The following is a 23110-nucleotide window of genomic DNA, read 5'->3' as shown; positions in this document are numbered from 1 at the left end:
CCGATTCAACTCATATGACGAACTATAGTCGACGTCAGTTCCTGGGAGTGCTCGGTGCCGGCGCAGTCGCCAGCACAGGCATCTCTCAGCCAGCCAAGGCACAGGAGACGCCCATCGTCAGGATGGGGAACAACTACTTCGATCCGATCGGGCTCTATGTCAACCCCGGCACGACCGTTCGCTTCGAGATAGCTGCCGGAGCACACTCGGCGACCGCCTACGAGAACCGGATTCCGTCCGACGCCAGCGCATTCGATAGTGGCGTCATCTCGTCGGGAGGATTCGAGCACACGTTCGAGGAACCGGGCACGTACGACTACTACTGCATCCCGCACAAGTCGGTCGGGATGGTCGGTCGTATCGTCGTCGGTAGTCCCGGTGGCCCGGCCGAAGAGAGTCCCATTCCAGACGGCGACGTGCCCGAGAGCGAGACGATTGTCGAACAGGGTGCGATAGCGTATGGATCCAGCACCGGAGGTGACGGGAACTCTGGTGGCGGAACAATGGGTCCCGGGATGGGATCTGGCCCGGGGATGATGAACGGTCGAAACGGCGGTATGATGAGCGGCCGGAACGGTGGATGGTTCGGTGGGCTGCCGTTCGTCGGCGGGGTACTCGGACTACTCGGACTGGTCGGTGGACTGCTCTACTTGGCACTGGGTCGAGGTGACGCACCTCCCGAGAGTGACGGTTCCGCGATGGAAACCCTCCAACGTCGATACGCACGAGGCGAGATCGACGACGAGGAGTTCCAGCGACGCCGTGAGCGATTAGTGAAGAATCAAGGGAACTGAAGCCTCTCGAATGCTTGGCGTGTAGCGGGCCCAACGCTCGTTGATCACAAGCCAGTAGCCAATCTCGACGCTAGACGATCCGTGCCGAACCCGAGTATCGTCAACTGAAGAGTCACGAGCACAGCGATTTATGCTGGTTGCCACCGTACGTTCGAGAAACCATGGTCCGGTGCTACATCTGTGATTCACAGTGTACTAGCGACGACGAGGTGTTCGTCTGCGAGCACTGCGGAATCTCCTGCCACCGGCACTGTATGGAGGAATACGATACCGATGTCTGCCCGAAGTGCGTCGGTGAGCCGATGATCGGAGTGATCGAGTTCTAGTAGCCCCGTCTCACGCCTACACCACCGACAGCCCAGAGTCGAAATATGGATGTCCAGCTGGGGAAATACTTTCTTGACTCTCCCCGTAGCACGGGTATGTCTACAACCGTCGAACTCCCCGACACCGATCAGACGTGTGCCTACTGTAGGTCACGTATCTTTGACCACGACCCGATCTGTGTGCGCGACTGTACCGACGACTGTGGGTGACCGACGTACTTCTGCAACTACGCGTGTCTCGCGACCTACGTGGACGAAAATAGCCTGACGACTGGCGACGCGTGCGAGTGGTTGCCTGACGACCCCGACTGCTGCTGAGGGCCCCCATCTCAGTGAAGACATGGAGCAACATAGCGGTAGTTCCCCTCCGTCAGAGCCCATCACCGGAGTGATACTGGCAACGACCCAATTTATGGAGTCAGCTGACGAATATTCCTAGTGGTTCGACATGTCAACAGAGCGCACGTCCGACGGCTTGCTCCGCATCGTCCTGATCGTCCTCGCAGTGATTGTCCTGTTTCCGATGTTGATGATGATTTTTGCCGTTCCAATGATAGGAATGATGGGCTGGTGGTGGGGCGGCGGTATGGCCGGCGGCCTCTCGCCACTGTGGGGGATCGGGATGATGCTCGTCTGGCTCGTCGTTCTCGTCGGTATCGGCTATCTCCTCTATCGCGGCCTCATCGGCGGGGTCGGGTCGTCGATAGCCGGCGATAGGGCACTCGAAGAGCTCCGAGTAGCGTACGCTCGCGGTGATCTCTCAGACGAGGAGTTCGAGGAACGCCGCGCGAAACTCAGCCGCGAGGAGTTGCAATAGCACGATAATGTCTCCGACAGTACAGCGGCGGAAGTTCCTGGCGGCGCTCGGAGCCAGTGTCGCAAGTCTCTCGGGGTGTGTCGGAAACCTCCCGGGCGGTGGCGACGATGTCGACAGAACGATCTACGTCGGAGCCTACCACTGGGGCTTCGTCATATTTGATAAATCCGGCGAGGAACAGGAGCGTGTCAGTTTGCAACGGAACGATGTTCTTCGCGTCGTTTCGTTCAATACCGGTGCGAGTCAAGCCGTGCAATCCCTTCCGGCCTCGATCCGAGACGCGCTTCCCGACCACGAAGCGCTCGAAGAGCGAAACGAAGAGCGGATCCCGCCACCGACTGACGGTGACTTCCACGAACTGCTGGAGGAAGCAAACGAGCAGTACCCCGATCACAGCCTCGCGATCATACCATCCGGACAGGTTCACATGGGTGGGGGCATGATGATGCATCCCGTCGCGCTCCCCCAGAACGCCACCAGACCCGTCGTTCGACAGGTAGGTGCGACGCGACGGGGCGACTACACACTGAGTTGTCTGACCTACTGTGGCTATGGGCACCCGTACATGGAAATCGACGGGGGAATTATCGTCACTTGACATCCTCCCCGCGACTCAACCTCGTGAATTCCACCACCGTATCGCCCACGAGAACTTCGTCTCTCAAGATATGATGAATTGAGTTTGCTGATTTCCACGAGAGGAGGAGCCAATATACGAAGCTTCTCACTTAGGAACTCGAATCACTTTGAGACGTTGTTTGCTTAGTGTATTCTCGCACTACGGATACGCCCAAAAGAAGGAGAACCAATAGTGTACTCACCCCAGCGAGAAGGTGGATTACATTGTCCAGATAGACCCCCGAGGTGGTTGTCGAAAAGAGATAGAGATGAGCAGCGAGAAGAAGAGAGACGAACATGAGCCACTGTCGTATTGATTCCAAGGTCGTATCTGAGTGCATTAAGGGAGAGTGAGATTCGTTTCGTTTAATCTTCACGATTATCCAACTTCGCTGACCGACTTGTGCCCTGTCTGCAGCACGACTGCGGGAATCTCCCCCCAACGATTGCCAGAAGCGTCGTGCAACACACAGAGAGTGAGTTCAGTACAAGTGACCCCAATTTCGCTCAGGCTTTCCTAAAAGTGGCTCTGTTGAAACCCGCAGTCGGTGATAGATTCGAGCTGACGTGCTGAACACACAGCGCGAGTTTACCATACAAATCGGGACCCGGGTTCGCCAGTAAAGGGAGGAGCTGCCGTTAGCGTGCGAGGTCAAGCGCCTCATCGACGTCCCCGCGCCAAGGGTTACCGTGGCCTGGCAATAGCGTCACCGACCCCAGTCCTTCGAGACGGGCGAGCGATGTTCTGGCCTCATCGTGGTCTTCGTCCGCGGCACCGAGCAGCTGCGGGTCACCCTCCTGACCGGAGAAGATGTTCCGCGTGGCGAGCACGTCGCCACAGAGAAGGACATCGCGGTTCTCGACGAACAACGCACACGACCCGGGAGTGTGACCGGGTGCTAAGATTACACGCGGTTCGCCTGGCACAGGAAGGATGTCTCCGTCCGCAAACGTCTCGGGATCGGGAACTGGTTCAACGGACCTAATGCCGTCACGGAGCATCTCGAGAACGTAGACGAAGAATTGAGGCCGCCAGAGATTCCGGAGAAGCCATCCGGGAGGACTCTGTGGGTGGCGACGGAGGAGCGGTAGTTCGTCCGGATGGCTGTAGACGGGTACGCCCCGGTCCGCGAGGATTCTGGCGAAGCCCACGTGGTCGGCGTCCGCATGTGTCAATACCACCGCAGCAACATCGTCGAGTTCGTAGCCATTTTCGTCGAGCCAGTCGCCGAGCTGCGGCCAGTGAGCAGGGAGACCTGTGTCGACTATCGTCAACCCGGCCTCCGCTTCGAGGACGTACCAGTTGATCCGACGCGTGCCAAATCGGTAGACCCCCTCGGCCACCTCTCGATCCGTGGAATTGGACCCGTCGCCGGTCGAAAAAAGACTCATAGTATATCTACGAATATACATTAATTAACTATTTTCGTCGGTATGGTGGGATCTACCCCATGCAGCATACAGCCTCTGTAATCAGTAGTCCGTTCCTCCCGGAATCACGGACTTTCGCCTCTCTCGTGTGAAATAGCGAGGCTTCGATCCAGATTGTAAACGACGCATTTGATGACGGGTTCGCAGAATTGCTTCCACCAACGACGAGACCGCACGAAGGCTCCGAATTTCTGTTTGATCGCCGCGTTGACTGTCTCGTTCATGTTCCGTCGATGGTAAAGGTCGTTGTCCAGCCGAGCATTCCACGCCTTGTGGAGGGGTGTGAACTCACGGTACTTGGTGAGGGGCCGAATATCGTGGTTCCGGGCGAGATGCCGGAGCTTCTGGTCGTTACACCCCTTGTCATCGGTCAACACCGCGATGGAGGCTGCGTTCCGTTTCACTACCCGTGGTGCAATCTGCGTATCGTGTTTTCGTGTCGTCGTCGTCACGTGAATATCGAGCACTGCATTGGTCGCGGTATCGACTAACAGCGTCGTCTTCTTCACCTTGAGACAGAGCAGGACGACGTGCTGGCGGAGCGTGAATCGTTTCCGTGAATAACGAGTCGAGAACCGTGCCACAGCACGGCGAGCCAACACCATAGCACGTTCAACGAACCGGAGGAGTCGTGACTTCGGGACCCCATCCATCTTCCCTCCAGCTACTCACCAGTCATGTTTGTCAGAAAGGGTTTCAACAGGGACCCAAAAGTCGATAACGAGACAGACAGACAGACAGACAGTATTCCATGGTTCCGCCCTCCACAACACCTGAGTTCGTACGCGCCGGAATCGTGCTTACCGGTTCGTCATTTTGGCTGTTATGGACACAAAAGAACAGCCTGAACAAGACGCTTGGGACCCTCGTTACTGTATCAACGATGGTAGAGGTCGCTCTTCGCAGGCTTTCGAAGCCCTCGACCCGGTGTGAACTCGGACGTCACCGAGGGCGTTGCCCATCCGCTCCATTCGTCGGCGTCACGAGGTATCCCGTGACGCCTGTCCTCCAAACAGTGCTGTGACTGGAAGACAGTTGCGGCAGCCGTAGATGTCGTCCTCGTTGTCCCCGAAGACGCGGGCAAATCGTGGCGTTACGAACCCACCGCAATCGTTGCATACTGGCATCGTTCAGTCGCTGGGGCGGACCTGGCAGGGACGTATCTGTGATCGGTCGTTATCGGCGCCGTCCACGTTCTTCGCGGTCCTGATTCGTTCGTTCGCCTGTGCGACGTCTTCGGAGGTGATGTTTTTTCGACCGCGACGGCGGGCATGGCGCGCCGCCGATTCGGCAACTTCAGCTGTTTCCTCGGCTGCCGCCACTCTCAGTACCTCTGCAGCCTCAGCAGCTGGCACGATATCTTCCTCAGCGGCTTCCGAAAGAACGTCTTTTGCCTTCTCGGAGTCGACTGCTTCTCGTGCTCGGCGCCGTGTTTCTCGACGCGACCGGAACGGATTTCGTACCATGTGTAATCTCTCCGCTGGTGAGCGGATACCGGGACTAACACCTTCGACTGCATCAAGTCGCGATATTTTAACAACCAGACGATTTTTGAGTAACCGGGTGACAGAGACTTTGAGGGCCTAGAGCGGTCAATATGGTATTATGACAGACATCTGTACTCTTCGAGTGTGACTCGCATAATCAAAATTTTCTCAAGTGTGAAATTCGCTGCAATTGATGAACCTCGGTAGAGAGTAACGCATTATGACGAACCACGGTCTCGACGCGTGTCTCCACCTTGTCGCTGATCGGCACCGACGTCGTATCATCCACTACTTGCGCCACGAGGCTAACGGAACCACGACGGTTGACGATCTCGTCGACCACGTTTACAGTAGTGGTTCTGATTCCAAAATAGGCCCGCAGGGCCGGGAAGAACTCGCCATTCAATTACACCACACCCACCTGCCGAAGTTAGCAGAGTACAGCGTCGTCGAATTCGAACACAGAAGTGGAGCCGTCCGGTACCATCCCGACGAACAGGTCGAAACGGTGCTCGACTCGCTCCCTGGTGAAGTGTCACTGCCGAATCCCTGACGCCAATGTCTCCCACCGGGAGACAACGAGTCTTCCGGACCAGCGATTCGATGATGCCAGATTCGCCTGGTGTTACTCTGATTCGCGTTGAGGCTCGGCCAGTTGGACGACGACCATCCCATTGTTCTGAACAGTTACATCATAGCCAGCAAACACGAACGAAACGGTAGTGACTCCGTCAGTCGAGTGAAACCTCCTGGAATCAAGGAGCTCATTTAGGGCGTCTGGATCGACCGTCTTGTGTAACGGTTCGAGTGCCGTAGGCTCACGATTTGCCGCGATTGCGACGGTCTCGATAACCGCAATACTCGGGGACAGCGACGACCAGTCGTACTCGGCCTGAATGGTACCGTCCGCATCGGTACCCGGGCCCTGATCATCCTCACGATCGGAGGGAGTCATGGGTGATACCGCCAGTACGTCGATTCGGGTGCCTGGCCACGTCGATTCCGGTGGTACGGCTTCATACTGTGAATGGTTGATTTACTGGATTCCGTCAATTTGGATCCTCCGCGTCGAGTCGCCAGGTAAAAATCGCCTTCAGAACAACGACCAAACTGTTCGCTTCACCCTCGCCCCAGATAGCGGTCTCCGACCGCGGATCGGACGGACTCGCGTCCGCACCGTTGACGAGCGCACTCACGAGCGTTTTTTGCCCGTCGACCATCATGAGCCGTCCCGCCGACGTGTCCGACCAGACCCACAGCGACTCGAACATCGTCGCACCGGGAATGTCGTCCTGAATGAGCTCTTGAACCTCCGATGAAACCCCTGCAAGCTTGATCGAGACTCCCCGGTTTGCGGCCTCGCTCAGCCCGTCGAGCAAATCGCCCGTGAGGAGGTCCTCGACGGTCATGTAGACGATCTCTTCTTCCGCGCTCGCGAAGAACTCCAGGACTCGTTCCGTGACCGCCGTCTGCCCGTCTACTGTCCAGACGCCGCGCTGCTCGGCTCGCCGTTCGATGGGTTCGAGCTCACTCAGCGCCGTCCGGAGGATTTCCGTGCGGTGCTCTAGCTCATGTTCGAACGTCCGACTCGCGGTTTCGGCGGAGATCGCCCAGAACTGCTTGGGCGACGATTGGAGAATATCGACGAGTCCCCGGTCGTGTAATTCGTCGATCGCGTCATATACTCGCGTGCGCGGCACCTCCGACACCTGGCTGACGTCTCTGGCCGTCCCCGTGCCGAGGCTAGCAAGCGCGACAAATGTCCGTGCGGCGTAGGCACTCAACCCGAACCGCTCGAGTTGCTCGATTGCGACGGACTGTGGGTCCTCTATTGGATCGTGGCTCATCGATTTGGCGGCAGTGGATCAGCATGTCCCAGCCACATGAAGTGGCCGGGCGGCACGCAGCAGTAGCGTGGTTGGGACACAGTACTAGATTGCGCGCCGGTAAAGTGGTTGGCCTCCACTCGGTAAATCTCTTTTGTGATTAAACGGGTGACTCTTCCACTCATCCGTATATCCGCATCTCTAGACGGCTATACGCTCATTTTTCTGTTGTCACTGTCGTCATCACAAAAATCCCCAAGGAATTCGTCTGGACAGCGGGACTAGGCCATCATATTGGCCGTCCCGCGTCTTTCGGAAATTGCCGTTATGAACTGAGTGACAATACCTATCTGTGTCGGGGACGAATGCTCTATGAATCACTGGGGAACACCCTGTTAGGTTGGGACACATGAATGCTACTGATAGTTTGGAGGAAGCAATTGAAGTCCTCCAGCAACTCGGCTTGAAAGAATACGAGGCGCGATGCTTCGTCGGCTTGTCCCGTCTCCACACGGGGACAGCAAAGCAGTTGAGTGAGATGACGGAGGTTCCCCGAACGCGGGTGTATGATGCGATTCGAGTGCTGGAGGCACAAGGCCTGGTCGAGATCCAGCACTCGAGCCCGCAGCAGTTCCGGGCGGTTCCACTCGAAGAGGCGACCGAAACGCTCCGCGACCAGTACGAAGACCGTGTTGAGCGACTCCACGATGCGCTGGATACGGTCGAAATCGTCGACGAAGACGACGAGACCCCCGTCCAGCAGGTGTGGTCGATGTCCGGGCGCGACGCGATCGAAAATCGGACGGACCAACTTATCGAGAAAGCGTCCATGGAGGTCGTACTAGTACTGGGTGACGAGTCACTCCTGACCGAGGATCTCGTTGCCAGTCTCAACGACGTTGGTAGCGGGGTTGATCTTCTCATCGGCGCGCTGACGGAGTCTCTTCAAAAGCAAATCCAAACGGCCGTGCCGGATGCCACAACGTTCATCTCTGGCTTAGAGTGGCTACACGGCGAGAACGTTACTGAAGACGAAACGGCAATCGGCCGGCTCCTTCTGGTCGACCGCTCAACGATCCTTGTGAGTTCGCTCATGCCCGAAACCAAGGAGGAACGAGCAGTCTTCGGCGAAGGATTCGGGAATGGTCTCGTCGTAATCGCCCGGCGACTCATGGCCCAGGGGTTGTTGACCGCTCGTGACCCCAAGCAGTAAGTTCCAGAGGTACGGTCACCGGCCGATCCGTCAACGGAAGCAACTATCGGTGGGTTCTGGGTCACGTTCGTCGCAGAAACGGTCTTCGAGCAACTGAACAGTGAGATACTCGCCATTGTCAATCGTGATATGACAATTGTTGTAAACGAATGAGAGGCGCCCACCCGCCCGAGGTTTTCCGTCGTACCGCGGGTCAAACAACGTATCTAACGCAGTCGGATCAACAACATCCGCCAGCGGTCGGAGGGTACATGGTTCACGACCTTCGAGTGCGCTCACTGCGCGTACAACGGCCGTGCTGACCAATTCGTTTCCCCCGATCTCGTACTCCACAATACTATGCGGTACTGGACGATGAAAACCAGTGGAGTTTTTCACCCGTTTTATCAAAACAGACTTTGGAGAGTGATGGGGACTGGACGTTGCGCAATCTATGTTTCTGGTTGGCTCCCGCCCCCTTTCTCGCGGACACCGTGCATACAGGATCTTTACCTGGTCGAGTGGAACGGCCATCGGATCGTGAGGCCGAACGTTCGTCGGTCGCTCAGGCACCCATGTTCGCCACTTTCTCGGCGAACTCGGCGTTGAGATCGGCGTGGTGGTGGACGATCTTCCACTCGCCGTTTTCCTTCCGGTAGACGTTGGTCGCCCGGCCCTCTAGGGAGACCGGTTCACCCGCAAAGGTCACCGACGCCGACTCGGTGCAGAGTTCGTATGCAAGGTCGCCGGTGACGCGGATGACCTGGTCCGTGTGGGTGACCGTGCCATTCGTACACGCTGCCGCGACTCCCTCCCAAGACCCATTGACGGCCTCCCAGCCCTCTTCCCGCCCACCGATTGGGTGCATGGTCGTCACGTCATCCTCGTGTGACCAGATGTCCGCCATGGAACTGGCATCCCCGTTCGCCATCTCTTCCAGTGCATTGTAGAACTGGTCGGATGCAGCTCGGATGTCCTCTTCAGCGGTGGTCTTCGCGGGCTCGTCTGCTTCGGTACGTGATGAATTCATGTGCTGGTCTCTCCATGCGCACACAGGACGCCCACCCGTGTGAACTGGCAACATTTTCACGCGGCGATGGTGTTACGAGCAACTGAATGACGCACGACCACCCAGACGGGAAGCGTGCTGAATACAGCGCGCGAATGTTGCAGGAAAGCAGTTCAAATCTTGATCGTTGGAATCGTTCAGTACAGAGGACTCGGTTACCGTATCAGCCGACAACCGATCCTTCTTTCCCATTCGACCGTCTCGGTGAAATTCTTCCACAAACACTTGACGTACCTGTCGAACACGAAGGGGAGACGTTTCATGTCCGGAACATTCCTGTTGTTCCGTTTCAAGAACCACGCGATCACTAACTGGACCGTCTCAATTATCGTCGCTGGCGGCGTAAAGACCCACTAATGACTTCGATATTTCGAGAGCGGATGGCCGCCGAGATGGATGACGGGTTTGTGATCTACATCAACGGAATGCGGCTCAACAAACTCCGGGCGCTCCCGCACTGGCTGATGGCGAACTGGAAGGTTGCGAAGATGTTCAGGGAGCTTGAAGCGGATCCGGACAGTGGGTTCCTCGGGTACACACCGATCTTCCTCGGATTCCGAAAAGGGGCTGCGATGCAGTACTGGCGGTCGCTTGAGGACCTCCAGCGGTTCGCGACCGACCCGAACGGCGCTCATATCCCAGCTTGGAAATGGTACAACGAGAAGGCCGATCCGGACGGGGGGCTCGGGTTCTGGTCGGAACTCTACGTCATCGATGGAGACTCCTTCGAGACGTTCTTCCGGAACGTCCCGCCCATCGGGATCGGGAAGTTCGCGGAGATGGTCCCGATGCGCGAACACGAACGACGATTCGGGCTCTCCCCTGACGGGAGTGCCCGGAGTGCACCGACCGCTGAATAATCCGTCGGTGGGGAGGGCTGATGGCATTCGTTCCGAGAGCCAGTTTAGACTATCTGGAACAGCTGCTCGACGACCGATTAGAGTGATCGGTCGGGGTTGTGAATGGTCGTCTAGGTCGCGAGTCCAGTACGTGGCAGGGCCACCAAGACTCAACGAGGGTCCGTCTGTAACCATGGCCAGTTTGGCCACCACAGCCCACCGACGGGCGATTCACACTCTGAAGCAGTTGTTCCGGTCCGAATCTGAACAGTTTCCCCTACTGACTTTGTTTGATACCGAGGTACAACTGGAGCAACTCGGGTTCTTCGCTGAGCTCATCTGGAGTACCGTCGAACTGAGTTTTACCTTGAGCGAGGACGTATACGTGATCAGCGACGCGGAGTGCTGCGCGGACGTTCTGTTCGATGAGGATGACGTGAGCGCCGTCGTCGACGAGGTCACGGATCATGTCAAAGACATCGTCGACCAAGGTGGGAGAGAGACCTGCACTTGGCTCGTCAAGTAGGTACATAGAAGGTTGGGCGATCATCGCCCGGCCGAGCCCAAGCATCATTTGTTGCCCCCCAGAGAGCGACCCTGCCCGTGATTCAGATTTCTCTTCCAACGCAGGGAACCGCCTGTAGACGGTCGAGATTCGCTCGGAGAGCTCCTCGGGATCGTCGATGAAGTGACCACCAATCCGAAGGTTCTCGTGGACCGAAAGCGAGTTGAACAGGCCACCATCTTGAGGGAGTTGCACGATTCCGTGACGGAATACCTCTACAATACGTACGTTTGTCAGGTCTTCATCTCCGTAGTGAACGGTTCCCGACCAGACAGGCAATGCCCCAGAGAGTGCCTTCATAAGCGTCGATTTTCCACTTCCGTTGGGTCCAAAGATACAGGTCACACCGGTATGGCTACGCACGGAGACGTTGTGGATGACCTCGTGACGTCCATACCCAGTGACGATATCGGTGCCACGAAGAACGGGATGTCCGGCCGTGTCGGTCCTTTCTATACTCATAGTTAAATCGCGAACTCACCGGTTTCGGCATCGGTCCCTAGATACGCTTCTTGGACGGCGACTTCCTTGGAAACGTCCTCAAAAGTCCCCTCAGCGATGACAGAGCCCCGATCGAATACTGTCACGCGCTTTGTGATGTCTTGGATGACGCGCATATCGTGTTCGATGATAACGAGTGTGGTTCCATCGGCGTTCATCTCTTTTAAATATTCTAAAATTCGATCTTGCAAGGCTGGATTGACTCCTGCGGTCGGTTCATCGAGGAGGATACATTTGGGCTGGAGCATGAGTACACGCCCCAATTCCAAGAGCTTCTGTTGTCCACCACTGAGTTCCTTCGCTTTGTTTTCGACCACGTGGTCGATATCGAGGAATTCGAGTATCGAAGCTGCTCGCTCACGCTTCTCATTAGTAATGCGAAGGCCGGGTGAATACACTGCGAGTAAGTTATCTTCCACGGTGAGTTCTTCGAATGGTGTCGTGATCTGAAAGGTCCGTACGAGTCCGCGGTTAGCAATCTCGTGTGATTTCGAGTGGGTGATATCAGTGCCGTCGAAGACGACGGTGCCGGCGTCTTTCTCGTAGAAACCGGTAATCACGTTGAAAAACGTCGATTTTCCGCTTCCGTTCGGACCGATGATGCCGCGAATCTCCCCGCTATCAATCGTCAATGACAGGTTGTCATTAGCGACGAGCCCGCCGAATCGCTTTGTCACCTCCGAACACGTTAGCAAGGGAGTACTCATTAGACTACAGTGAGTAAGCGAGCAACGTACTAAAGTTGACCGGGCGTTCGGGTGGGAGATTGCCACATGCTGTCTCTTTGTGTTACTCGTCCGCTTCAGAAACGGGAGCCACAGAACAATTCAGTGATACAGAATCGGGCGCATACCCGCGTCTTGAGGTGCGGGAGGAGGTCAGCAGTTTTTGTGTTCTGTCGGTGTCTCTGGGCCGACGATATGCTTATCGACTCTAGGAGTGTTATCAATACACATGGTATCCGAGCCGGTTGACCTTCGAGTGACGAACGCGCGCGTGGTTGCGCCCGGTGGGACCTTCTTCGGTGGTGTTGCCGTCGACGACGGCGTTATCGTTCGTGTTGGAAGTACGTCGCGACTCCCAGACGCAGAACGAGACATCGATGCCGATGGAAAATATCTGATACCAGGACTCATCGACCCCCACGTTCACATCGGACGCCGCGGGAAGGGCTATCCCGATCAGTTGGAGATCGAGTTCGAATCAGAGACGAAGGGCGCTGTTTTCGGCGGCGTTACGACGATTATGAACTTCATCGAACAAGGAGACCAGTATCTTCCCGATGTGGAGTTCTTCAAGCGCGTGGGTGAGGACAACTCGTATATCGATTTTACTCACCACTTCGTCATGACCCATGACCATCACGTCGACGAGCTAGAGGGACTTGCTGCCGAGGGGTTCCGGTCGTTCAAGATGTTCTTCAACATGTACAAGTACATGGATATCGACATCCAGCCTTCAGAAATCGACCGGGTCTATCGGGTGCTGACGAAGGTGGCCGAGATGCCCTATGGGCTGGCGATGTTCCACGCAGAGAACGCCGAACTGAGCTATATGAAGCGTCAGGAGGTCAAAGCATCGGGGCGGAGTGGGTTGAAAGCATGGAGTGATGCCTCACCGGGAACGAGCGAGGCGCTTCAAATCGACCACATTTGCCGACTCACTGAGTTCACCGATTCACAGTCGTACATCGTCCACATCAGCTGTGAAGAAGGTGTAGATGCGCTCGAACCGTATCAACAACGTGGCGTCCAGGTCTACGGAGAGACACTCGCGCCCTTTCTCGGTCTGACAAATGATGAGGACCTGGGAGTGTGGGGAAAGGTTTCTCCACCGATTCGGGACGAACGAAGTCGGATGCGCCTCTGGGCTGCGCTCCGGACGGGCGTCATCGACCACGTCGGGACAGACCATATCTCGACCAGCCTCGAAGAGAAGGAGTTGGGAGAGGGAAAACACGGTGCATTCTGGGAGTCGCCACCCGGTATTCAGCCAGGTGTCGAGTCGTTCCTGCCGGTGATGCTGACCGAGGGCGTGAATAAGAACCGAATTAGTATGGAGCGACTCGTCGAAGTGTGCTCAACGAACAACGCGAAGCGATTCGGCCTCTACCCCCGAAAAGGAGTTATTGCAGAGGGAGCAGATGCCGACCTCGTTATCATTGATTTGGAGCAATCGGTCGTCGTTGACGATGACTTTTACCACACGCTCGAAACGTCGTGGTCACCATTCCACGGCAAGGAGATGACCGGACTTGCGACCACGACCATCGTCGACGGGCAGGTCATCGTCGAAGACGGCCAGTTCTTTGGGACGCCTGGCACGGGGTCGTATCTCCCCGTCACGGACACGGGCATTGCTCCCCGTGACTCCGGGAGTACGTAAGGCGATGTTCGAGGAATTCCCGTGACGTCGTCACTTGACCGGGTCGGATTGTTCCTTCCAACCGAAGACAGTACCGAACTCGTACGACTTGCTGAGGATCTCGGATACGAGAGTGTCTGGGCCGGCGAAGGACAGGGTCGGTCGGCGTTCGGAAAACTCGAAGCGTGGGCTGTTGCAACTGACCGCATCGGCCTCGCAACTGGGATTGTAAACGTCTTCACCCGAACACCGGCGACCATCGCACAAGAGATTGCAACGCTCGACTCCCACTCTAACGGACGGGCAATTCTCGGTCTCGGAACGGCTCACCCTGGTGTGGTGGAGGGATTTCATGGCACTAGCTTCGAGCGACCGCTCCCACGAGTTGCCGAGTATATTCGACTGATTCGACGATATCTCGCCAGTGAGGCGAGTGCATACGAAGGAACGTTTTATTCGCCCGACCGAACGTCGTTTTGGGACGCGTTCGAGCCACTGCGAGATGCGATTCCGATATACAACGCGGCGCTCGGACAGGCGAATGTTCGATTGACGGGAGAACTTGCTGACGGGTGGGTACCGAACTTCTATCCGAGAGAACGGTTTACAGAAGCACGCGACTGGTTAGCTGTTGGTGCCGACCGAGGCGGCCGCCGTGCGGACGACATCGACGTTGCAATGTACATTTTAGTCGTGGCCGACGAGAATCAGGCCACCGCACGCGAGCAAGCCGCCCGCCATATCGCCTTCTACGTCCGCGACATCCCGGGCTACTACGCCCGTTCTCTTCGAGAAGTGGGCTATGAGGACGTTGTGAACCGTATCGAGGCAGCCTCGTCAACGAATGCTGGAAGTGCCGAGGTCACTGACGACCTGATCGATTCGCTCGCGATAGCGGGAACGCCGACCGAAGTTCGTGCGGAGCTAGCTTCTCTCGTGGAAGCGGGTGTCGATCTCCCTATCATTCGGGCCCCCACTGGAACAGACCACGCGACGATCGAATCGATGCTTCGAGCGGTCGCCCCACCGTAACCGGGAAGAATCGAGTTACTCGTGTCAGTTCGACTGGCGACATGCTCATGCTCATTGGTAACAAATGTAATGTGACTTGCTATGAGTCCTCGTATATGGGACGGCCTACTCTCAGACCGCGACCGTCTCGTCATTGAGCGGTCAGGCTACGGGAGAGAGGGCGCAACAAACTACAAGACACGTGGGTGGGGTGACTCACCCCTCGTACTCGTAATCGATATGCAACGGTTCATTTTGGGTCCTGAAGAGCCGATTGAAGAAGCCGTTCGGGAGTCTCGAATCGTCCTCGGAAACGTCGGATGGACGGCGCTCCGCGAGCACATCGCCCCGTTTATAGACTCCATTCGAGGGACTGGCGTCCCAATCGTTCACACGCGAATGATCCCACCTGCATACGATGACCCGGACCACCGTGACCTCCAGTTTGTGGAGGAGCTAACGCCGCTTGAAGACGAAGTGGTGATCGAAAAGGAGTTTCCCAGTGCGCTGTATGGGACCAGTCTGCTCTCACGGCTCATCCGGTGGAAGGTAGACACGCTCGTCGTCGTCGGGAACACAACGAGTGGGTGTGTTCGGGCGACCATCACTGACGCGCAACAATACGGGTTCAAAGTCATCGTTCCTGAGGAGTGCGTCTTCGACCGTCTCGAAGCCGCACACAAAGTCGGATTACTCAACATCTGGATGAAGTACGGAGAGGTACTCCCGACCGAGGAGGTACAAGCCCACCTCACCTCCGATGGGTCGGCGGAGGCAGCATGACCACGGTAGCCTGTCGATTACGGCCGGGAGCCACTCCTAGACGTGTCAACAGGTCCACTGGGAGTGGTCTGCTGTGAACGAACTCAGATTTCTCGCGCTCAATGGCCTGATGCACGGAAACGGGTTCCCTGAATCGTCGCTCGAGGCAGGACTCGAGGCCGACCCGGCGTTCATTGGTATCGATGCTGGCTCGACCGATGGTGGCCCTTACTATCTCGGCGCGGGTGAAAACATGCATCAATCTCGAGCGGCGGCAAAAGAGGTCCTCAGAACGCTCATCACCCACGCCCGTGCAGCTGACATCCCGCTACTCGTCGGGTCGGCAGCGACTGGCGGTGGGCGGGTCCACCTCGACTGGACGGTTGAACTCGTCCGTGAAATCGCTACTGAGGAGGCTCTCGAGTTCACAGTCGGTGCAATCGATGCGGAACAGAGTGCGTCGACTATCACGCAGGCGATCGACGAAGGTCGACTCGAGGCACTCGACGGGAGCAAGCCCTTAACCCGTGCCGATGTCGAATCGAGCGAACGAATCGTCGCGGTCATGGGGCCCGAACCGTACACCGAAGCACTGGACAGAGGTGCGGATGTCGTCATCGCCGGCCGGTCGTCTGACGTGTCGATATTCAAGGCGTTGCCCGTCGAGATGGGGTTCGACGAAGGTCTCGCGACACATCTCGCGAAGACAATCGAATGCGGCGGCCAAATCGCCACACCGAGTACCGGCGGAGATTGTATGCTCGGGGTTCTCACGGACGAGTACTTCCGAGTCACACCGACCAATCCGGAGAAGACGACGAGTCCGCTATCAGTCGCCTCGCACATGCTCTACGAGTCAGCAGACCCGTTTGTCTTTGTCGAGCCACGCGGTACGCTTCACACTGACGACTGTTCGTACCAGGCTGTCGACGACCGTACCGTCGAAGTTCGTGGTTCGCGTTTCGAACCGGCAGCCGAATACACGCTCAAACTGGAGGGTGCCCGCCTGGTCGGATACAGAGCGATAACCGTACTCGGAATCCGTGATCCCGTGTTAGTTCACAGGCAACTGGACGCATTTCTCGACAGGACCACAGCGGCTGTCGCGAAAAAAGCAAAGACACAGGGAATCCAGGAATACACCATTTCGACGCACGTCTACGGTCGTGACGCGGTGATGGGTGCTCGAGAACCAGACCCCACACCGTCACACGAAGTGGGTGTGGTCGTCGATGTCGTCGCTCCGACAGCAGACACAGCGAAGGGACTTGTCCACCATGCAGGAAATTACCTACTACACGCCGATTACCCGAATCGTACTTCGACTGCCGGAAACGTCGCGTTCCCGCTGTCCCCACAGGACGCGGCAATCGACCGTGCCTACGAATTCTCCGTCTGGCACCGGATGTCTGTCGAAGACCCACTCGAGCGGTTCGATATTTCGACGGAGGTGGTAGGATGACGACCCTCCGTTCCCTTGCACAGGTAATTCGAAGCAAGAACGCTGGAATCCATTACGTTACCATCGACATCATGTTCGACTCGCCGGCCACGTATCAGGCGGTCAAGGAGAGCGGTGCCCTCACCACGGCCGTGTTCGCAGACGCGTACGAACTGTCTGAATCTGATGTCCGGTTCTTCGAGTACGACCCGGGTCTAGCATTTAAGGTGACGATTCCCCGTACGCAGTCGGCAGGGAGTCCCGGTGATAGTGACATCTACGGCGCACAACAGTACGCACCCGTGCTCGACATCGAGGTGCCGATATGAGCACCGATACGGCGAGTGATGAGACGCTCGGAACGGGAGTGGGTCCGCTTTCGGGATTGGTCGTCATCGAAACAGGGTCGATGATCTCAGCACCAACGACCGGTCGGTTGTTGGCCGACTTCGGCGCGACTGTGGTCAAGGTCGAATACCCAACGGCTGGCGATCACAGTCGTCGGTTCGGGCCGGTCAAAGATGAGGTCGGGCTCTGGTGGAAGTATGTCGGTCGCAACAAGAAGTCCATCACGCTCGATCTGAAAGCCACCGAGGGGCAGGAAGTGCTCTTGGACCTCGTGAGCGAAGCCGACGTCCTCCTCGAGAACTTCCGTCCCGGAACGCTCGAACGATGGAACCTCGGATTCGACCGGCTCAAAGAAGTCAACTCAGACCTGATAGTCATGCGTATCTCAGGGTTCGGACAGGACGGCCCATACGCGGAAAGACCCGGGTTTGGGACGCTTGCCGAGGCGATGAGTGGCTTCGCGTATATCAACGGCTATCCCGACCGCCCACCCCTGTTACCACCGACCGGTCTCGCCGACCACATCGCGGGCTTGTTCGGTGTAATTGGTGTGATGTACGCGCTCTATCACCGAGATGTCAACGACGGAGGCGGCCAGTACATCGACGTAAGCCTCATCGAGCCCATCTTCAACATTCTTGGTCCACAGCCGCTGCGGTACGACCAACTCGGTGAGATAGAAGAGCGAAGCGGGAACCGGTCGACGAATTCGGCCCCTCGGAACGTCTACCGGACGAGCGATGGGAGGTATGTCGCGCTGGCCGGGAGCGCACAACCACTCGCGATGCGGGTGTTCGACGCGATCCAGCGTCCTGACCTCAAAGACGACCCACGGTTCGTCGACAACGAAAGCCGGGTCAAACACTACGACGAGCTCGACGCCGTTATCGGAGATTGGATCGGGGCGCATACGCGTCAGGAAGTGCTCGAAGCGTTCGAAGCGAGCGACGCGACGCTCGTACCAGTCTACAATATCAAGGATATCATGCACGACCCACATTACAAAGCACGCCAGTCAGTCGTCCGGGTCGACGATCCAGATTTCGGTGAAGCTGCGGTACAAAACGTCTTTCCGCGATTCAGTGAATCGCCAGGAAAGATCGAGCATCTTGGAGTCCATCTGGGGGCACACAACGACCTCGTCTATCGTGAGTTCCTCGGATACGACAGCGAGATGCTTGCTGAACTCGAAGATACGGGAGTGATTTAGATGCCGCTCGCGTTCCCGACCGAGGTGACAGTTGTCGAAATGCTCCCACGGGACGGGCTCCAGCGACTCGACAGGTTCGTTCCAACCGAAGAGAAGATCAGAATCATCGATGCACTCTCACAAACTGGCGTTTCCGAGATCGAAGTGACATCGTTCACGCACCCGACGGCCGTCCCGAACCTTCGAGACGCAGCGGCTGTCACCGCAGGAATCACTCGCCAACCCGGCGTCACCTATCGGGCACTCGTGCCGAACGTAATCGGACTCGAGCGAGCCATTGAGGCAGACATCGAGAAAGTAAATGCCCTCATTACGGCAAGCGAAGAGTACAATCGGCGGAATCAGAACATGACCATCGAAGAGAACCTCGATGAGATTATCGAAGTAATCGAACGCGGTCACGAGGCCGGTCTCGTAGTCGAAGCAGGAATCGGGATGGCATTTTTCAGCCCATATGAGGGTCGCACGCCTCCCGAACGAACGCTCGCTATCGTCGAATCGGTAGTCGATGCAGGGGTCGACGAGGTAACGCTCGCTACCTCGATGGGGATGGCGAATCCGAAACAGGTTGCCGGTCTCGTTGAAAGTGTGTTCACGCGGTGGCCAGACGTTGACCTCGGGATGCATCTACACGATACGAACGGGATGAGTCTCGCCAACACTGTCGTGGCAATGCAACTCGGCGTCGAACGGTTCGACGCCTCGGTTTGCGGTCTCGGAGGCGGGGTTATCCTCCCGAAGTCGATGGAGGACATCGGCAACACGCCGACCGAGGACCTCGTATATATGCTCTCTGAGATGGGAATCGAAACCGGCGTCGACTTCGAGGAACTCACTTCCGTCGCCGCCGATGTAATGGATTCGCTCGATGTTCGGCCAAACAGCCATGTACTGAAGGGTGGGACCCGAGAACAGGTACTCAGAGAGACGAGTGAGAGCTAAGACTGCCCACCAACTCAGTTCGTCGGCTTGTCGTTGCGACTCCCCTCAATTCGCTTCGCACACTCGAGAGCGACACCGTCATGGAACGGTGGGGCGACGACCTGAGCGCTGACCGGAAGCCCATCGGTGTGGCCCACAGGGACCGACACCGCCGGTCCTGCCGCGAGGCTGAACGGTTTGGTGTTTGAGTACTGTAGACCCTCCGCTGCGGTTAGAATCTCACCGGGTTTCGGCGGCACTGATCGGAGCGTCGGCGTGAGGATAACGTCGACCGTCTCGAAGAGTCTCGTGAGTCGCTCACGGAACGCGATCGCCTCCCGGCGTGCTACAACGTACGAGCGGCCATCAGTCTCCGCATCGAGCAGTGCTCCAGTGAGAACCCGTGAGGCGATGTGTTCGTTGAATGTGACTGCTGCGAGCGCCGCCGCCCATTCCGCATTATACTGGGTTCCCTGGCCACGAGTGACGAATCCCTGTTTTACGAGCCAAGCGAACTCCGCACCCAGCGCCAGAGAGAAAGCGGCGTTGATTTCTTCGAACGCCAACTCAACCGTGGTGACCGTCACGTCGGTGGCCGCTTCAGTGCGGTCCAGAACGCGCTCGATAGTTTTCGCGATTTCCGTATCAGCCTCGTCCATCGGTCCAGTGACGACTCCGATCGTGATGTGAGACGGCGTTTCGAACACCCGTGTTCGGTCGACGTGCGCAGCAGTTGGGTCACGTGGATCCGGACCCGCGATGGCCTCGAGAGTCATTCGTGCAGTATCGACGTCACGTGTGAGGGGGCCAATGGTATCGGTACTCGGGAGGAGGTCAACGAATCCAGTACGGGGGACCAGGCCGTGTGTTGGTTTGACGCCTACGATTCCACAGCACGCCGCTGGGGAACGCACGCTGCCGCCCGTATCCGTTCCGAGTGCTGCGTCGACGAAACCAGCGGCCACTGCTGCACCGCTTCCACTGGAGGAGCCGCCAGGGACACGACCCTCGTAGTTCGGATTTGTGACGGTCCCTAACTCGCTCCACTGGCCTGCTGGGCCGACCGCGAACGCATCCATGTTGGCCTTCCCGACGAGACTCGCCCCTGCATCGAGCAAGCGCTCTACGACTACGGCGTCGAACGAAGGGACATACTCGAATTCGGTCAGTCCGCACGTCATCGCGAGGCCACGAACAGCAATGTTGTCCTTGATGGCAAACGAGAGTCCACCAAGCGGTCCCGAATCTTGCTCACGCCGAGGCTCATCGTACACCCACAACAGCGCGTTGTGGTCGTCATCGGAGCGGTGTCCTGCCGACTCGGTGACGACGGTGGCTGGCTCAGCCCGCTCGTCGACCACGGTCTGTAGCTCGGCAGCGTACGAGAGTATCTCGGCACGAACCGCGTCGTCGAGTGTACAGTTGAGTTCGGTTGCAAGGCGTTCGATTCGGGAGTGGCGGGAGTCTGTCTCGGTCATGGGTGTTCGATGAGGGTCGGCTTAGTCAGCGTCGGATTCGTCGGTATCGGGAGCCTCAGAGACTGGAGCAGACGTTCGGTTACCGAAGAAACCTCGGAACTGCTCTGACCACCCAAGCACCCCCCGGGGACTGAATAGAATAACGAGGAGAAGGAGCGCACCGTATATTGCTCGATCGAGGCTGGCGACATCGCCGAACGTTTGTCGGGCGATGTTGCTCAGCGGCGTGACGATGAACGACCCGAGAATAGGACCGGCGACAGTCCCAATACCACCGAGGAGTGCTGGGAGCAGTATCTCAACATTCCGGAAAATGTCGAAGACCGTACTGGGGGAAATCGTGTTGAAGTACATACTCCAAAACGAACCCGCCCAGGCAGTGAAGAAGGCACTAACTGCGACGGCAAGCATCTTGTATCGGTATGGAGAGATACCGAGACTCGACGCCGCAGTCTCGTTCTCTCGAATCGCGAGAAGATAGAGGCCAACCGAAGACCGGCGAATGAGCCACGAGACGACCGTCACGACGAGGAGGAACACGAGTATCAGGTAGTAGTATGGTAAGTCCGAATTGAACTGAAACGCGAAGAGACCGAACTCGAGACCATACTCACCCGGGCTAGGTCTAAAGTACCCACTCGCACCGTTCAGTTCGCGGATGTTCGTGACAAACAGGCGGGCCAGTTCACCGAACGCGAGCGTCGCGAGAGCGAAAAAGTGCCCGCGGAGTTTGTATCGAAACGTGAGGAACCCCGCAAACAAACCATAGCATGCCGCAATAACACTCCCGACTAGCAGCCCGAACCAGGGGTTGATCGAGAAATCGACGAGGAGGACTTGTGTCGCGTACGCTCCGATACCGAAGAAGGCGACGTGTCCGAAGGAAAACTGGCCGGCGTACCCGGACATGATGTTCCACGACTGGGCCGTGAACGCCCAGACGAGAGTGACAATGAGAATATGGACGCTAATCCACCGATTGAGTGTGATCCCGAACAGCGAAACCGTGACGACGTACGGGAGGATTGCCATCAGACCGAACCCGAGCGCACCTTTGAGAAGTGGGGCGTGGCGTGAGGATTGCACTGCCAGCAGTCGGTCTGCAGACGATGAGCCACCGTCTCCAGTACTCACGAGAGGTCACCACCGAACAGGCCCTCGGGTTTGAGCAACAAGACGGTGACGAACAGCATAAAGACGAGAAGTTGGTTAACGGTCCCAGGAAAGTAAAATCCGCCGAAGATAACGATTGCGCCGACTAACATCCCCCCGACGAAGGACCCGGGAAACGACCCCAACCCCCCGAGGACGACGATGACGAACGCGTTAATCAAGTACAAGTCACCCGTGAACGGGTCGAACGACTCGATGAGTGCCACTGCACCGCCGGCAAGTCCAGCGAGCCCGGCACCGATACCGAAGGTTATCCGGTCGATATTTTTGATATCGATGCCCGCATAGCGCGCACTGTCACGGTCGTCAGCGGTCGCACGGATTTTCAAGCCGAGTCGTGTATGCATCAAAAACGCGTAGATCGCGACCATCACGGTGATTGCAAGCACGAGCACGATGAGCTTGTCGACGGCGATAAAGACAGTTCCAAACTGGAGCACACCCATATCGAGGTCCACCGACCGAGGATTCGGATCGAACAGGATGGCGATAGCGCTCGTAATGATGAGCGCGACACCGAACATCGCGATGAGCTGGCTTTCTTGTGGTTCTTCGATGATACGACCAACCACACCCTGATAAATGCCGGCGCCGACGACAAACAGGAAGACAACTGCCACCGGAAGAAACAACAGAGGGTTGAGTCCTAACGTCTTCGCCGCACTCCAGACGAGATAGATGCCGATCGTGATGAAAGCGCCGTGAGCGAAATTGATGATGTCCATCACCCCGAATATCATTGTTAGCCCGAGGGCAGTCAACGCGTAAACACCACCCAGCAGTAACGCGAGTACCAGTAGTTGGAGCAGAAACGGGTCGAGTGTGAGGAGGTCTTCGCCGAACTCCAAGAACGGATCGATAAATCGAGAGATGTCACCGAGTTGGAGGAGTAGGGTCGACGTAGTGTGAACGTTCATACGCAGTGGTGATATAGCGA

General features: G+C 57.2%; 25 protein-coding genes and 1 pseudogene. 14 read left to right on the top strand and 12 right to left on the bottom strand.

Annotated elements, in window-relative coordinates; all coding sequences use genetic code 11:
* The first annotated feature begins 14 nt into the window (after window positions 1-14).
* The 4 genes and pseudogenes from ACH9L7_RS19285 (at window position 15) to ACH9L7_RS19270 (ending at window position 2535) form a co-directional block, all read left to right on the top strand.
* Window positions 15-794 carry a plastocyanin/azurin family copper-binding protein gene (locus ACH9L7_RS19285; RefSeq protein WP_396613865.1) on the top strand — a complete coding sequence of 260 codons (780 nt, stop codon included), beginning with the start codon at window positions 15-17 and terminating at the stop codon, window positions 792-794.
* A 422-nt stretch (window positions 795-1216) separates the two neighbouring features.
* Window positions 1217-1438, top strand: a pseudogene (locus tag ACH9L7_RS19280) (hypothetical protein).
* 130 nt (window positions 1439-1568) lie between these two features.
* Entirely contained in the window at window positions 1569-1937 is a 369-nt protein-coding gene (locus ACH9L7_RS19275) for an SHOCT domain-containing protein (protein WP_396613864.1), read from the top strand.
* A 7-nt stretch (window positions 1938-1944) separates the two neighbouring features.
* Window positions 1945-2535, top strand: coding sequence for a hypothetical protein (locus ACH9L7_RS19270; RefSeq protein WP_396613863.1), 591 nt, complete (start codon window positions 1945-1947; stop codon window positions 2533-2535).
* 659 nt (window positions 2536-3194) lie between these two features.
* Here the strand turns inward: ACH9L7_RS19270 and ACH9L7_RS19265 are convergent.
* From ACH9L7_RS19265 to ACH9L7_RS19255, 3 genes are all read right to left on the bottom strand, one after another.
* Window positions 3195-3947 carry an MBL fold metallo-hydrolase gene (locus ACH9L7_RS19265; protein ID WP_396613862.1) on the bottom strand — a complete coding sequence of 251 codons (753 nt, stop codon included), beginning with the start codon at window positions 3945-3947 and terminating at the stop codon, window positions 3195-3197.
* A gap of 104 nt (window positions 3948-4051) precedes the next feature.
* Complete coding sequence (locus ACH9L7_RS19260; protein ID WP_396613861.1) at window positions 4052-4639, bottom strand: transposase; 588 nt, start codon at window positions 4637-4639, stop codon at window positions 4052-4054.
* A gap of 477 nt (window positions 4640-5116) precedes the next feature.
* Window positions 5117-5452 carry a hypothetical protein gene (locus tag ACH9L7_RS19255; RefSeq protein ID WP_396613860.1) on the bottom strand — a complete coding sequence of 112 codons (336 nt, stop codon included), beginning with the start codon at window positions 5450-5452 and terminating at the stop codon, window positions 5117-5119.
* Window positions 5453-5693: 241 nt separating this feature from the next.
* On the opposite strand from ACH9L7_RS19255, the gene ACH9L7_RS19250 reads away from it, so the two are divergent.
* Window positions 5694-6026: an ArsR family transcriptional regulator gene (locus ACH9L7_RS19250; protein ID WP_396613859.1), complete on the top strand. Its 333-nt coding sequence runs from the start codon at window positions 5694-5696 to the stop codon at window positions 6024-6026.
* A 72-nt stretch (window positions 6027-6098) separates the two neighbouring features.
* On the opposite strand, the gene ACH9L7_RS19245 is transcribed toward ACH9L7_RS19250, so the two are convergent.
* Together ACH9L7_RS19245 and ACH9L7_RS19240 are read right to left on the bottom strand one after the other, a co-directional pair.
* The gene (locus tag ACH9L7_RS19245; protein WP_396613858.1) at window positions 6099-6428 is read right to left on the bottom strand and encodes a HalOD1 output domain-containing protein; all 330 of its coding nucleotides are present in this window, start codon (window positions 6426-6428) and stop codon (window positions 6099-6101) included.
* 94 nt (window positions 6429-6522) lie between these two features.
* The gene (locus ACH9L7_RS19240; RefSeq protein ID WP_396613857.1) at window positions 6523-7320 is read right to left on the bottom strand and encodes a TrmB family transcriptional regulator; all 798 of its coding nucleotides are present in this window, start codon (window positions 7318-7320) and stop codon (window positions 6523-6525) included.
* Between the two features lie 388 nt (window positions 7321-7708).
* On the opposite strand from ACH9L7_RS19240, the gene ACH9L7_RS19235 reads away from it, so the two are divergent.
* A complete protein-coding gene (locus tag ACH9L7_RS19235) occupies window positions 7709-8512 on the top strand; it encodes a TrmB family transcriptional regulator (protein ID WP_396613856.1) in 804 nt (267 codons plus the stop codon).
* 30 nt (window positions 8513-8542) lie between these two features.
* Here ACH9L7_RS19235 and ACH9L7_RS19230 read toward each other — a convergent pair whose 3' ends face one another.
* Both ACH9L7_RS19230 and ACH9L7_RS19225 read right to left on the bottom strand, forming a co-directional pair.
* Window positions 8543-9025, bottom strand: coding sequence for a HalOD1 output domain-containing protein (locus ACH9L7_RS19230; RefSeq protein ID WP_396613855.1), 483 nt, complete (start codon window positions 9023-9025; stop codon window positions 8543-8545).
* Between the two features lie 31 nt (window positions 9026-9056).
* On the bottom strand, window positions 9057-9521 hold the full coding sequence (locus tag ACH9L7_RS19225; protein ID WP_396613854.1) for a YybH family protein: 465 nt from the start codon (window positions 9519-9521) through the stop codon (window positions 9057-9059).
* Between the two features lie 419 nt (window positions 9522-9940).
* Here ACH9L7_RS19225 and ACH9L7_RS19220 point away from each other — a divergent pair, with 419 nt between their 5' ends.
* Entirely contained in the window at window positions 9941-10420 is a 480-nt protein-coding gene (locus ACH9L7_RS19220; protein WP_396613853.1) for a monooxygenase family protein, read from the top strand.
* Between the two features lie 256 nt (window positions 10421-10676).
* On the opposite strand, the gene ACH9L7_RS19215 is transcribed toward ACH9L7_RS19220, so the two are convergent.
* Both ACH9L7_RS19215 and ACH9L7_RS19210 read right to left on the bottom strand, forming a co-directional pair.
* Complete coding sequence (locus ACH9L7_RS19215; RefSeq protein ID WP_396613852.1) at window positions 10677-11426, bottom strand: ABC transporter ATP-binding protein; 750 nt, start codon at window positions 11424-11426, stop codon at window positions 10677-10679.
* Window positions 11427-11428: 2 nt separating this feature from the next.
* Entirely contained in the window at window positions 11429-12142 is a 714-nt protein-coding gene (locus ACH9L7_RS19210) for an ABC transporter ATP-binding protein (RefSeq protein WP_396613851.1), read from the bottom strand.
* Window positions 12143-12419: 277 nt separating this feature from the next.
* On the opposite strand from ACH9L7_RS19210, the gene ACH9L7_RS19205 reads away from it, so the two are divergent.
* From ACH9L7_RS19205 to ACH9L7_RS19175, 7 genes are all read left to right on the top strand, one after another.
* Window positions 12420-13850 (top strand): dihydroorotase family protein, encoded by a 1431-nt coding sequence (locus tag ACH9L7_RS19205; RefSeq protein WP_396613850.1) that lies wholly within the window; start codon window positions 12420-12422, stop codon window positions 13848-13850.
* A gap of 21 nt (window positions 13851-13871) precedes the next feature.
* Entirely contained in the window at window positions 13872-14861 is a 990-nt protein-coding gene (locus ACH9L7_RS19200) for an LLM class flavin-dependent oxidoreductase (protein ID WP_396613849.1), read from the top strand.
* 81 nt (window positions 14862-14942) lie between these two features.
* Window positions 14943-15623 carry an isochorismatase family protein gene (locus ACH9L7_RS19195; RefSeq protein WP_396613848.1) on the top strand — a complete coding sequence of 227 codons (681 nt, stop codon included), beginning with the start codon at window positions 14943-14945 and terminating at the stop codon, window positions 15621-15623.
* A gap of 73 nt (window positions 15624-15696) precedes the next feature.
* Window positions 15697-17064, top strand: a complete 1368-nt coding sequence (locus ACH9L7_RS19190; RefSeq protein ID WP_396613847.1) for an acyclic terpene utilization AtuA family protein — start codon at window positions 15697-15699, stop codon at window positions 17062-17064.
* A complete protein-coding gene (locus tag ACH9L7_RS19185; protein WP_396613846.1) occupies window positions 17061-17372 on the top strand; it encodes a DUF4387 domain-containing protein in 312 nt (103 codons plus the stop codon). Before ACH9L7_RS19190 ends, ACH9L7_RS19185 begins: the two co-directional genes overlap by 4 nt.
* Window positions 17369-18601: a CaiB/BaiF CoA transferase family protein gene (locus ACH9L7_RS19180; RefSeq protein ID WP_396613845.1), complete on the top strand. Its 1233-nt coding sequence runs from the start codon at window positions 17369-17371 to the stop codon at window positions 18599-18601. The genes ACH9L7_RS19185 and ACH9L7_RS19180 overlap by 4 nt, the downstream gene beginning before the upstream one ends.
* On the top strand, window positions 18602-19543 hold the full coding sequence (locus ACH9L7_RS19175) for a hydroxymethylglutaryl-CoA lyase (protein WP_396613844.1): 942 nt from the start codon (window positions 18602-18604) through the stop codon (window positions 19541-19543). It abuts the gene before it with no gap.
* Between the two features lie 14 nt (window positions 19544-19557).
* Here the strand turns inward: ACH9L7_RS19175 and ACH9L7_RS19170 are convergent, their stop codons facing one another.
* The 3 genes from ACH9L7_RS19170 to ACH9L7_RS19160 are packed head-to-tail and all read right to left on the bottom strand — an operon-like array spanning window position 19558 to window position 23090.
* Entirely contained in the window at window positions 19558-21000 is a 1443-nt protein-coding gene (locus ACH9L7_RS19170; protein WP_396613843.1) for an amidase, read from the bottom strand.
* A 21-nt stretch (window positions 21001-21021) separates the two neighbouring features.
* Window positions 21022-22134, bottom strand: a complete 1113-nt coding sequence (locus ACH9L7_RS19165) for a branched-chain amino acid ABC transporter permease (RefSeq protein WP_396613842.1) — start codon at window positions 22132-22134, stop codon at window positions 21022-21024.
* On the bottom strand, window positions 22131-23090 hold the full coding sequence (locus ACH9L7_RS19160) for a branched-chain amino acid ABC transporter permease (protein ID WP_396613841.1): 960 nt from the start codon (window positions 23088-23090) through the stop codon (window positions 22131-22133). Before ACH9L7_RS19160 ends, ACH9L7_RS19165 begins: the two co-directional genes overlap by 4 nt.
* Window positions 23091-23110 lie beyond the last annotated feature (20 nt).

Origin of the sequence: Haloferax sp. S1W, assembly GCF_044593955.1 — an archaeon.
In the GTDB taxonomy this organism is placed as follows: Archaea; Halobacteriota; Halobacteria; order Halobacteriales; family Haloferacaceae; genus Haloferax.
The sequence above is the reverse complement of the archived record's forward strand: the minus strand, read 5'-3'. Positions and strand labels throughout refer to the sequence as shown.